The sequence below is a fragment of the Pseudoxanthomonas spadix genome, assembly GCF_003703395.1.
Taxonomy (GTDB): Bacteria; Pseudomonadota; Gammaproteobacteria; order Xanthomonadales; family Xanthomonadaceae; genus Pseudoxanthomonas_A; species Pseudoxanthomonas_A spadix.
Map to the genome: position 1 here is coordinate 294169 of NZ_RDQN01000003.1, position 12377 is coordinate 306545.

A 12377-nucleotide genomic window follows, 5' to 3' on the forward strand; every position below is an offset into this window, starting at 1 on the left:
GCCACTTCTCCCCCGCAGGCGGGGGAGAAGGAGCTGCTTGTCCCTGTCAACGGCCAGGCGGGGCTGTTTTGCTCCCTCTCCCCCGCGAGCGGGGGAGAGCTCGAAGTCGCGGCGAGCGACTGAGGGGGGTGATGGAGCTGGCGCCGGCGACGATCACGATCAACGGTCAGGCGGGGCTGTTTTGCTCCCTCTCCCCCCGCGAGCGGGGGAGAGGGCCGGGGGTGAGGGGGGCGCGAGCAAAGCGAGCGCGCGCCTTTGCGTCGTTTCAACCCAAGGGGCAACAGCACACTCGCTGCGCTCGCCCCCTCATCGACCCTTCGGGCCACTTCTCCCCCGCAGGCGGGGGAGAAGGAGCTGCTTGTCCTGGTCAGCGGCCAGGCGGGGCTGCTTTGCTCCCTCTCCTCCGCCTGCGGGGAGAGCTCGAAGTCGCGGCGAGCGACTGAGGGGGGTGATGGAGCTGGCGCCGGCGACGATCACGATCAACGGTCAGGCGGGGCTGCTTTGCTCCCTCTCCCCCGCGAGCGGGGGAGAGGGCCGGGGGTGAGGGGGGGCGCGAGCGCAGCGAGCGCGCTCTTGCCTCGTTTCACCGCATGTGAGGCAACAGCACACTCGCTGCGCTCGCCCCCTCATCGACCCTTCGGGCCACTTCTGCTTCGCCCCCCGGCCCGCGCTAGCGGCGCGGGCGCTCCAAGGCACGCGCGCCAGTGGCGCGCAAGCCGTGCCTTCTCGCCCCGCAGGCGGGGGAGAAGGAGCTGCCAAACGCGATGTCCGCCGGCTGCGCTCGCCCCCTCATCGACCCTTCGGGCCACTTCTCCCCCGCAGGCGGGGGAGAAGAAGCTGCTTGTCCCTGTCAACGGTCAGGCGGGGCTGCTTTGCTCCCTCTCCCCCGCTCGCGAGGGAGAGCTCGAAGTCGCGGCGAGCGACTGAGGGGGGTGATGGAGCTGGCGCCGGCGACGATCACGATCAACGGCCAGGCGGGGCTGTTTTGCTCCCTCTCCCCCGCTCGCGGGGGAGAGCTCGAAGTCGCGGCGAGCGACTGAGGGGGTGAGGGGGGCGCGAGCAAAGCGAGCGCGCGCCTTTGCGTCGTTTCAACCCAAGGGGCAACAGCACACTCGCTGCGCTCGCCCCCTCATCGACCCTTCGGGCCACTTCTCCCCCGCAGGCGGGGGAGAAGGAGCTGCTTGTCCTGGTCAGCGGCCAGGCGGGGCTGCTTTGCTCCCTCTCCTCCGCCTGCGGGGAGAGCTCGAAGTCGCGGCGAGCGACTGAGGGGGGTGATGGAGCTGGCGCCGGCGACGATCACGATCAACGGTCAGGCGGGGCTGCTTTGCTCCCTCTCCCCCGCGAGCGGGGGAGAGCTCGAAGTCGCGGCGAGCGACTGAGGGGGGTGAGGGGGGGCGCGAGCGCAGCGAGCGCGCTCTTGCCTCGTTTCACCGCATGTGAGGCAACAGCACACTCGCTGCGCTCGCCCCCTCATCGGCTCTTCGAGCCACTTCTCCCCCGCAGGCGGGGGAGAAGAAGCTGCTTGTCCTGGTCAACGGCCAGGCGGGGCTGCTTTGCTCCTTCTCCTCCGCCTGCGGGGAGAGCTCGAAGTCGCGGCGAGCGACTGAGGGGGGTGATGGAGCTGGCGCCGGCGACGATCACGATCAACGGTCAGGCGGGGCTGCTTTGCTCCCTCTCCCCCGCGAGCGGGGGAGAGGGCCGGGGGTGAGGGGGGCGCGAGCAAAGCGAGCGCGCTCTTGCCTCGTTTCACCGCATGTGAGGCAACAGCACACTCGCTGCGCTCGCCCCCTCATCGGCTCTTCGGGCCACTTCTGCTTCGCACCCCGGCCCGCGCTAGCGGCGCGGGCGCTCCAAGGCACGCGCGCCAGTGGCGCGCAAGCCGTGCCTTCTCGCCCCGCAGGCGGGGGAGAAGAAGCTGCCAAACGCGATGTCCGCCGGCTGCGCTCGCCCCCTCATCGACCCTTCGGGCCACTTCTGCTTCGCACCCCGGCCCGCGCTAGCGGCGCGGGCGCTCCAAGGCACGCGCGCCAGTAGCGCGCAAGCCGTGCCTTCTCGCCCCGCAAGCGGGGGAGAAGAAGCTGCCAAACGCGATGTCCGCCGGCTGCGCTCGCCCCCTCATCGGCTCTTCGAGCCACTTCTGCTTCGCACCCCGGCCCGCGCTAGCGGCGCGGGCGCTCCAAGGCACGCGCGCCAGTGGCGCGCAAGCCGTGCCTTCTCGCCCCGCAGGCGGGGGAGAAGGAGCTGCCAGCGCTGCAGCTTCACGCCGCCGGCGCCAGGGCCGCGAGTAGTCCCTTGGCCGCGTTGAAGCGGTCGGCTGGCTCGGGCAGGGGCAGCTTGATCCTGAGCTTGTCCGGGCCGTCCATGACGTAGATCCGCGGCTGTTTCTGGATCATCTGGATCACGGTCATCGGGTCGACCTGGGGCTTGGCGTCGAACACGATGCGGCCGCCGTTCTCGCCCAGTTCCAGCTTGCGGATGCCCAGCGCGTCGGCGGTGAGCTTGAGCTCGGCGGTGGCGAACAGGGACTTGACCGGGTCGGGCAGCAGGCCGAAGCGGTCGATCATCTCCACCTGCAGTTCGCGCAGTTCGTGCACGTCCGGGGCGCTGGAGATGCGCTTGTACAGGGTCAGGCGGGTGTGCACGTCGGGCAGATAATCTTCCGGGATCAGCGCGGGCACGTGCAGGCTGATCTCGGCCCCGCGCGCCTGGCCGGCATCCAGGTCGGGCAGCTGGCCCCTGCGGATCGAGCGCACCGCACGCTCCAGCAGCTCGGTGTACAGGCTGAAGCCGATCTCGGCCATCTGCCCGCTCTGGTCCTCGCCCAGCAGCTCGCCGGCGCCGCGGATCTCCAGGTCATGGGTGGACAGCATGAAGCCGGCGCCGAGTTCGTCCATGGAGGAGATGGCTTCCAGCCGGCGGCGCGCGTCGTCGGTCAGCGAGCGCATTTCCGGCGTGACCAGATATGCATAGGAGCGATGGTGCGAGCGACCCACCCGCCCGCGCAGCTGGTGCAGCTGGGCCAGGCCGAAGCGGTCGGCGCGATTGATGATGATGGTGTTGGCGTTGGGGATGTCGATGCCCGACTCGATGATGGTCGAGCACAGCAGCACGTTGAAGCGCTGCTTCTGGAAGCTCAGCATCACCTGCTCCAGCTCGCGCTCGGGCATCTGGCCGTGGGCCACGCCGATCCGCGCCTCGGGCACCATGACCTGCAGGTCGCGCTGCATGCGGCCGATGCTTTCCACATCGTTGTGCAGGAAATACACCTGGCCGCCTCGGCTGAGCTCGCGCTGGAAAGCCTCGCGCAGCAGCGCCTCGTCCCACACGGTGACAAAGGTCTGCACCGCCATGCGGTTGGCCGGCGGGGTGGCGATGATCGACAGGTCGCGCAGGCCGGCCATGGCCATGTTGAGGGTGCGTGGGATCGGCGTGGCGGTGAGCGTGAGCAGGTGCACGTTGGCGCGCAGCGCCTTGAGCGCCTCCTTCTGGCGCACGCCGAAGCGCTGTTCCTCATCGACGATGACCAGGCCCAGGTCCTTGAACTTCACATCCGGCTGCAGCAGCCGATGGGTGCCGACGATGACATCCAGCTCGCCCTCGGCCAGCTTGGCCAGCTCGGCCTTGATCTCCTTGGCCGACTTGAAGCGCGAGAGCACTTCAACGCGCAGCGGCCAGTCGGCGAAGCGGTCGCTGAAATTGCGGTAGTGCTGCTCGGCCAGCAGCGTGGTCGGCACCAGCACGGCCACCTGCTTGCCGGCGCTGGCTGCGGCAAACGCGGCGCGTACGGCGACCTCGGTCTTGCCGAAGCCCACGTCGCCGCAGACCACCCGGTCCATCGGCTGGCTGCTGGCCAGGTCACGCAGGACCGCGTCGATGGCGTGCAGCTGGTCGGGGGTTTCCTCGAACGGGAAGGTCGCCGCGAACGGCTCGTACATCGCCCGGTCCACGTCCAGTGCCAGGCCGGCGCGCGCCTGACGGCGGGCCTGGATTTCCAGCAGTTCTGCGGCCACATCGCGCACCTTCTCCGCCGCCCGGCGCTTGGCCTTGGTCCAGGCCTCGCCACCGAGCGAATGCAGCGGCGCGGTTTCCACCGAGGCACCGGAATAGCGGCTGATCAGGTGCAGCTGGGCCACCGGCACGTACAGGCGGTCGCCCTTGGCGTATTCGATCTCCACGTATTCGGCCGGCATGCCGCCGGCTTCCAGCGTCACCAGGCCGCGGTAGCGACCCACGCCGTGGTCTTCGTGGACGATCGGCGCGCCTTCGGACAGCTCGCCCAGATCGCGGATGATCGCCTCGGGCTCCTTGCCGCTGCGGCGCCGGCGATGCGGCTGGTTGGCCCGCTCGGGGAACAGCTGGCGCTCGGTCAGCACCGCGATGGGCGGGGATTCCAGCGCAAAGCCGTCTTCCAGCGGCGCCACGGCGATGGCGAACCTGCCTTTGAGCCCCTCTCCCACCGGGAGCGGGGTGAGGGTGCGGGACGCGCGCGATGGTTCGGACGTTGCGGTCTTCGTCGTACCCTCATCCGACGCTTCGCGCCACCTTCTCCCGGAGGGAGAAGGGTTCAGAAAAGCATTGAAATCGGCCACCACCTCCGGCATCAGACCGGCCGACTGCATCACTTCCATCAGCGCTTCGCGGCGGCCGGCCGAGTCCGAGGCGATCAGCACCCCGCCCGGATAGTCCTGCAGGAAGGTCTTGAGCGCCTGTCCTGCCGGTGCATCGCGCGGGGCCAGCGGCAGCGGCGGCAGGGCGACATCGCCCAGCGGCGTGGCGTCCTCGAAACGCGGATGCGCCGGCCCGCACAGCTCGATGCGCGGCAGCCGGTTGAGCGCCTCGCGCAGCGGATTGGGCCCCAGGTACAGTTCCTCGGGTGGCAGCACCGGGTGTTCGACATCGTGGCGGCGCTGTTCGTAACGCGCCTGCGCCTGCAGCCAGAACGCATCGCCATTGCTCAGCGCCACCTCGGCCAGCAGCGGCAGCGCCGTCTGGCCCAGGTAATCGAACAAGGTGGCGGTCTGCGCGTAGAACAGCGGCAGGTAGTACTCCACCCCGGCCGGGGCGATGCCGGATTTGAGGTCCTGGTAGAGCGCGCTCTTGCGCGTGTCCACGTCGAACCGCTCGCGCAGGGTGTTCATCGCCTGCTCGACGCTGCGCGGATCCAGCGGCACTTCGCGCCCGGGCAGGATGCGCACTGCATCGGTCTTTTCCAGCGAGCGTTGGGTGTCCGGGTCGAAGGCGCGGATGGTGTCGATGGTCTCGTCGAACAACTCGATCCGCAGTGGCGCTTGCGCGCCCATCGGGAACACGTCCAGCAGCCCGCCGCGCACGGCGAAGTCGCCCGGGTCCTGCACCTGCGGCACGTTGCGGTAGCTGGCCGCTTCCAGGCGGCGCTTCTCCGCGTCCAAGTCCAGCCGCTGGCCGACCTTGTAGTCGAAGCTGCTGCCGACCATGCGCGCCACTGGCGGCAGCCGCTGCATCAGGGTCTGGATCGGCACCACCACGATCCCGCGGCCCAGCGTGGGCAGGCGGTTCAGTGCCGACAGGCGCTGGGAAATGATGTCCGGGTGCGGACTGAACCGGTCGTAGGGCAGGGTCTCCCAGTCCGGGAATGGCAGCACCGGCAGCTCCGGGTCCGGCCCCAGCAGGGTGTGCAGGTCCGATTCGAGCTGGCGCGCGGCCTGGTTGTCGGCGGCAATGGCCAACAGCGGACCGTCATGTGCGCGGGCGGCCTGGGCGATGTACCAAGCCAGCGCGGTCGGGGACGAAGGGGCGCGCCACCAGGCGCGCGATTGGCCGGCACGCGGCAGCGGCGGGGAGTGGGGGGACTTGCTCATCAGTCCGCCATTTTAGCGTGGCCAGCGCGCTGAACCGCGTCCGAGCGCGCCACCGGCGCGATGGGGCTTGAGCGCGATGGGGCTTTCCCGGTGAAGCCTCTCGCGGCCCTGCGGTCCGCTCCTACGGGGCGCAATCACAGGATAGGGGGGATGGAGGCTGCCCGGCCACGCAGGGCCGGAAACGGTCAGCGAGCCGGCACAAGATCCGGCTCGCCGGCCTTGCCGGCTGCGGTTCCAAGATCCAGCACCACCCGGGCCAGGCCGGGGGCGTCATGGGCTGGCAGCACGCGAAAGCCCAGCGACCTGACCAGCTGCAGCATCGGCTGGTTGTCGTCTAGGACTTCGCCGTGCAGCTGCTCCAGCTTGCGGCCGCGGGCCCACTTCACCAGCCGGCGCATCAGGTGCCGGCCGACACCTTGGCCGACGATGAAACGGCTGACCAGGATCGCGTATTCGGCATGGCGCGCGCCGTCCAGGACCCGGGCCCTGGCCACCGCACCGACCAACGCCTCGCCGGGCGGCAGCGGCTCGGCGGCGACCAGGGCGAATTCGCTGCGCGGGTCCGGGCTGCACAGGCGTGCGGCCTGTTCCGCCGGAAGTTCGGCCATGGTCGTGAGAAATCGCCGACGGATCTGCTCAGGCTCCAGCAGCGGAAAACCTCCGCAGATCGGGGCCGCATCCTCGTGCCGGATGGGGCGAATCAGCAGCTCCCGACCATCGCGCAGCCGGAACTTCTCATGCCATGGCGGCAGTCGCTTTTGCCCGCTCATGCAACCGATGCTGGCACGCATGAAGTGAAAGCCGGTTTGATATCCGCATTACAGGCGCGACAGCGCAACGTGGGGGCCGCGCGATGGCGTTATTCGGGTTGCTTGAGCCACTCCAGGCGGGTGGTGGCACCGGCCTGGCCCAGCAGGTTCTGCAGGATGGGCAGGGCCGGGGCGATGGCCTGCTCCAGCTGCCAGGGTGCGTTGATCATCAGCATGCCGCTGCCGGCCAAGCGCAGCGGTGAATCATCCGCGCGCACCTGCAGTTCGGCCAGCCAGATGGAGCGGGCCGGCAGCGCGGCGGCCTTGCGCAGGAACGGCAGCAGGGTGCGGCGCTGCTTGATCGGGTACCACACCGCCCAGGTGGCGTGGGGCCAGCGGCCCAGGCCTTCGCGCACGCTGGCGATGATCTGCCGGTACTCGGCGTCCTGCGTTTCGTAGGGCGGGTCGATCAGCACCAGGCCGCGGCCGAACCTGGTCTGGCCGATCCGCGGCGGCAGCAGCGCCTTGATCGCGCCGTAGCCATCGCGGGTATGCACGGCCACCCGGCTGTCGTGGTGGAACAGCTCGCGCAGGCGCTGGGCTTCCTCCGGCTGCAGCTCGCAGGCGGCCAGGCGGTCCTGCTGGCGCAGGTGCTGGGCGATCAGCAGCGGCGAGCCGGGGTAGGCCAGCAGCGCGCCGACCGGGTTGTGCGACTGCACCGCGCGCAGGTAGCGCTCGATGCTTTCGTGCAGGCGGGCCTGGCCGAACAGCTTGAAGACCCCTTCCTCGGCCTCGGCGGTTTTGCGGCTTTCGGCCGCGGCCAGCAGGTAATGGCCGCGGCCGGCGTGGGTGTCCAGCACGAAATACGGACTGTCCTTGCGCGCCAGCGCCTCCAGCAGGTTGACCAGCACCATGTGCTTGAGGACATCGGCGTGGTTGCCGGCGTGGAAGGCGTGGCGGTAATTCATCGCGTGCAGGATACAGAAAGGCCGCAGGGCGCCGTTATGCTGCGCGCCATGCCCAACGTGCTGGTTGTCGAAGACGAAGCCGCCATTGCCGACGCCGTGCTCTACGCGCTGCGCAGCGAAGGCCTGCAGGCCGAGCACGTGACGCTGGCGCGCCAGGTCGCCCCGCGGGTGCGTGCCGGCGGGGTGGACGTGGTGGTCCTGGATGTGGGCCTGCCTGACGGCAGTGGCCTGGATGTGTGCCGGCAGCTGCGCGCGTTTTCCGAGGTGCCGGTGCTGTTCCTGACCGCGCGCAACGAGGAGATCGATCGGGTGCTGGGGCTGGAACTGGGCGCGGACGACTACATCGCCAAGCCGTTCTCGCCACGCGAGCTGGTGGCGCGGGTGCGCGCGCGGCTGCGTCGCAGCATCGCGCAACCGGCACAAGGCCCGGCGCGCGGCGAGTTCAGCGTGGACCACGAGGGCCACCGGGTGCGCTTCCGCAACACCGTGCTGGACCTGACCCGCTATGAGTACGCGCTGCTGGCCGCGCTGCTGCAGCGCCCTGGCGCCATCCTCAGCCGCGCCCAGCTGATGGACCGCGGCTGGGACCGCGATGCCGACAGCGCCGACCGCACCGTCGATACCCACATCAAGACCCTGCGCGCCAAGCTGCGCGCGGCCGGCGCCGACCCCGACCCGGTGCGCACGCATCGCGGGATCGGCTATTCGCTGGAGCTGTAGGCCGTGCGGATCGGGGTGCGGCTGTTCCTCGGGTTCTTCCTCATCACCGGCCTGGCCGCGTTCTTTGTGATGCGGGTGTTCGTCAACGAGGTCAAGCCCGGCGTGCGCCAGGCGATGGAATCCACCCTGGTCGATACCGCCAACGTGCTGGCGGTGATGGCGGCCGATGACCTGGCCGAGGGCCACATCGCCGATGGCCAGTTCGCGCGCGACCTGCAGGCCGCCGCCGAGCGCGAGGTGGATGCGCATATCTGGCAGATCCCCAAGAAGCGGGTCGACTACCGGGTCAGCATCACCGATGCGCAGGGGGTGGTGGTGTTCGATTCGCGCGGGGGTGAGGTGGGCCGCGACAACTCGCGCTGGAACGATGTCTACCGCACCCTGCGCGGCCAGTACGGCGCGCGTTCCAGTCCCGAGTCGCCTGGCGATGAGGTGCACACGGTGATGCACGTGGCCGCGCCGATTCATGCGCCGGGCGTGACGCCGGCACGGCTGATCGGCGTGCTGACCCTGTCCCAGCCCAACCGCACCTTCGAGCCGTTCATCGCCGCCAGCCAGCAGAGCATCCTGCGCCGCGGCGGCTGGTTGATCGGGCTGTCGGCACTGATCGGCCTGGCGATGACCTGGTGGCTCTCGCGCGGCATCGGCCGCCTCAATCGCTACGCGCAGGCGGTCAGCGCCGGCCTGCCGGTGGCCCCGCCCAAGCCGCGCCGCGACGAGATCGGCGACCTGGGCCAGGCGCTGGAAACCATGCGCCGCAAGCTGGAAGGCAAGGACTACGTCGAGCAGTACGTGCAGTCGCTGACCCACGAGATGAAAAGCCCGCTGGCCGGCATCCGCGGCGCGGCCGAACTGCTGCAGGAGCCGCTGCCCGAGGCCGAGCGCCAGCGCTTTGCCCGCAACATCCTGGAGCAGCAGCAGCGCCTGACCGAGACCATCGACAAGCTGCTGGCGCTGGCCGAAGTGGAGCAGCACGGCTGGCTGCAGAGCCGCGAGCCGGTCGCGCTGCAGGACCTGTTTTCGCAGGCGACCGGGGCGGTGCGGACGCGACTGGATGCGGCCGATGTGCGCCTCGAGGTCCAGCTCGCCGATGGGCTGGCGGTGCACGGCGATGGCTTCCTGCTGCGCCAGGCGCTGTCCAACCTGCTGGACAACGCGATCGCGTTTTCGCCGCGCGGCGGACGGATCGTGCTGTCGGCCGTCGCCCAAGGCGATCAGGTGGAGATCAGCGTGCGCGATGACGGGCCGGGCGTACCGGATTACGCGCTGGAGCGGGTCTTCGAACGGTTCTATTCCCTGGCCGCGCCGGCAACCGGACAGCGGGGCACGGGCCTGGGATTGCCGTTCGTGCGCGAGGTCGCACGGCTGCATGGCGGCAGCGTGACGCTTGTGAATGCCGAGGGTGGGGCGTTGGCGGTGGTCGTGCTGCCGGTCGCGTGATTCTTCGGCTTGATCAAAATTTCTGAAGCAAGGGCTTTCGCACCGCTTCGTGGCCCGCCCGCCCGCTTCGCGGGTCCGCGACGGGTCGAGGGATTGTTGGATGGAACATCACTGTCAGTGCGAACATGCCGCACATGCTTGTGCGGCGAGCCGCGGGTCTGATCCTCGCCCTTGGCCGCGGCTCACCGAGGATTTCAGCGCGTAAGCAAAAAGCAGCCGCGCACGCCCGGCTGCTTCGGCTTCGGCTTCGGCTCTGGCTTTGGCTCTGGCTCTGGCTTTGGCTGTTGCCTGCTCTTGATCTTCAGCGCCTTCAAAGCGAGCCGAGCACCGCAGGCTGATCGGGTCGTAGAGGCGCCCTGTTTGAGCGTAGCGAGTTTGGGCGCCGTGCCCGATCAGACGAGGAGCACAGGGCACCGCCGCCAGAGCGGCGGCGAGTGTCAGGCGCAGGCGGTTTTGGCTACTTTTGCCAAGACAAAAGTAGCTCGCGCCGTCAGGCGCGAAAGCCTTTGATCTTGCCGTGCAAAAAAGAACAGGCCGTGATCGATTTTGATCCGTTGCAGGATTGGAAGAGCGGACTCAAGCCGTCGCCCGGATCACATCCCCCAGCACATTGAAGATCCGGTCAATGTGTTCCTTCTCGATGATCAGCGGCGGCGACAGGGCGATCACATCGCCGGTCACGCGGGTCAGCATCTGGCCCTCGTGGAAGGCGCGGTTGAACACCTCGAACCCGCGCGCGCCCGGCGCATCCGGGCGGGCCGCGAACTCGATCGCACCGATCAGGCCGAAGTTGCGGATGTCGATCACGTTGGGCAGGCCCTTGAGCGAATGCAGGCCCTGCTGCCAGTAATGGCCCAGTTCGATCGCCTTCTCGAACAGGTTCTCCTCGGCGTAGGTGTCCAGGGTGGCCAGCGCAGCGGCGCAGGCCAGCGGATGGCCGGAGTAGGTGTAGCCGTGGAACAGGTCGATGGCGCTGTCCGGGCCCTGGGTGAACGCCTCGAAGATGTCCTCGGACACGAACACCGCGCCCATCGGTACGCAGCCGTTGGTGATGCCCTTGGCCGCGGTGATGATGTCCGGGGTGACGCCGAAACGCTGCGAGGCGAAGGCCTTGCCGACGCGGCCGAAACCGGTGATCACCTCGTCGAAGATCAGCACGATGCCGTGCTTGCTGCAGATCTCGCGGATGCGCCTGAGGTACCCGTCCGGCGGCAGGATCACCCCGGCGCTGCCGGAGATCGGCTCGATGATCACCGCGGCGATGGTCGACGGATCGTGCAGGGTGATGACCCGTTCCAGCTCCTCGGCCCATTCCAGGCCGTGCGCCGGCAGGCCCTGCGAAAAGCCGTTGCGTTCGATGTCCAGGGTATGGCGCAGGTGGTCCACGCCGGGCAGGCCGGGGCCGAACCACTTGCGGTTGTTGGGCAGCCCGCCCACGGAAATGCCGCCAAAACCCACGCCGTGGTAGGCCTTCTCGCGGCCGATCAGGCGGAAGCGCTGGCCCTCGCCGCGGGCGCGGTGGTAGGCCAGGGCGATCTTCAGTGCCGAATCCACCGACTCCGACCCGGAGTTGGTATAGAAGACGTGGTTGAGATTGCCCGGGGTCAGTTCGGCCAGGCGCTGGGCCAGCACGAACGGCAGCGGCGAGGACATCGAGAAGTTGGGCGCGAAATCCAGCGTGCCGATCTGCTGTCTGACCGCCTCGACGATGCGCGGCCGCGCATGGCCGGCGTTGACGCACCACAGGCCGGCGCAGGCGTCGAGGATCTGCCGGCCCTCGATGTCGGTGTAGTACATGCCCGCGGCGCTGGCCAGCAGGCGCGGGCTGGCCTTGAAGGCCTTGTTGGCGGTGAACGGCATCCAGAACGCCTCCATCGAGGCCGGCATCTGCATGCCCAGCTCGGCGTAATGGGCGGCGTAGCCGGCAGCGGGAGACAGGGAATCGGCGCTCATGCGGATCTCGGGGGATGGCGGACGCGGCTAGCCTAGCGCGTTGAAAAAACTTTACAACCAAGCCGGAAAAAGGGCTCAATGCGGGCGGTAGTGTCAAGAATTTCGCAACGCGGCGGACGAGGAAGTCGATGGACATCGGGGCGCGACTGCAGCAGGTGCGCACTTCCAAACAGCTCAGCCAGCGCGAGCTGGCCAAGCGCGTGGGGGTCACCAACAGCACCATCTCGCTGATCGAGCAGAACAAGGTCAGCCCGTCGGTGAGTTCACTGAAGAAGGTGCTGGACGGGATCCCGATCTCGCTGGCCGATTTCTTCACCCTGGACCTGGAAGCCGGCTCGCCGGACAACCCGTTCTACGCGCTGGCCGACACCCCGGATGTGGGCAGCGACGGCGTCCATTATTTCCTGGTCGGCCAGCGCGTGGCCAAACGCCAGATGTGCATCCTGCGCGAGGTCATGCCGCCGGGCACCGACACCGGCCAGACCATGCTGGCCCATGCCGGCGAGGAAGGCGGCGTGGTGGTGTCCGGCGAGGTGGAAGTCACCGTGGGCGATCAGGTGCGGGTGCTGCGCGCCGGCGAGGGCTATTACTTCGAAAGCCGGCTGCCGCACCGGTTCCGCAACCTGGGCGATGCCGAGGCCGTCATCGTCAGTGCCAACACGCCTGCCACCTTTTAGTACTTGGCTTTGAGCCCCTCTCCCGCCGGGACG

Annotated in this window: 7 protein-coding genes; 3 read left to right on the top strand and 4 right to left on the bottom strand. The window is 69.0% G+C overall.

The window, feature by feature from the left end:
* Positions 1-2258: 2258 nt before the first annotated feature.
* From mfd to D9R12_RS06570, 3 genes are all read right to left on the bottom strand, one after another.
* Positions 2259-5837: a transcription-repair coupling factor gene (gene mfd / locus D9R12_RS16250; protein WP_122229183.1), complete on the bottom strand. Its 3579-nt coding sequence runs from the start codon at positions 5835-5837 to the stop codon at positions 2259-2261.
* A 185-nt stretch (positions 5838-6022) separates the two neighbouring features.
* Entirely contained in the window at positions 6023-6607 is a 585-nt protein-coding gene (locus D9R12_RS06565) for a GNAT family N-acetyltransferase (RefSeq protein ID WP_170159172.1), read from the bottom strand.
* Between the two features lie 89 nt (positions 6608-6696).
* On the bottom strand, positions 6697-7554 hold the full coding sequence (locus D9R12_RS06570; RefSeq protein ID WP_014160319.1) for a 23S rRNA (adenine(2030)-N(6))-methyltransferase RlmJ: 858 nt from the start codon (positions 7552-7554) through the stop codon (positions 6697-6699).
* Between the two features lie 36 nt (positions 7555-7590).
* Here D9R12_RS06570 and creB point away from each other — a divergent pair, with 36 nt between their 5' ends.
* Complete coding sequence (gene creB / locus D9R12_RS06575) at positions 7591-8274, top strand: two-component system response regulator CreB (RefSeq protein WP_014160320.1); 684 nt, start codon at positions 7591-7593, stop codon at positions 8272-8274.
* 3 nt (positions 8275-8277) lie between these two features.
* The gene (creC, locus tag D9R12_RS06580; protein ID WP_122229185.1) at positions 8278-9714 is read left to right on the top strand and encodes a two-component system sensor histidine kinase CreC; all 1437 of its coding nucleotides are present in this window, start codon (positions 8278-8280) and stop codon (positions 9712-9714) included.
* Between the two features lie 576 nt (positions 9715-10290).
* Here the strand turns inward: creC and aptA are convergent.
* Complete coding sequence (gene aptA, locus D9R12_RS06585; protein WP_425479058.1) at positions 10291-11667, bottom strand: omega-aminotransferase AptA; 1377 nt, start codon at positions 11665-11667, stop codon at positions 10291-10293.
* 128 nt (positions 11668-11795) lie between these two features.
* Between aptA and D9R12_RS06590 the strand changes: the two genes are divergently transcribed.
* On the top strand, positions 11796-12344 hold the full coding sequence (locus D9R12_RS06590; RefSeq protein WP_014160323.1) for a cupin domain-containing protein: 549 nt from the start codon (positions 11796-11798) through the stop codon (positions 12342-12344).
* Positions 12345-12377: the final 33 nt, after the last annotated feature.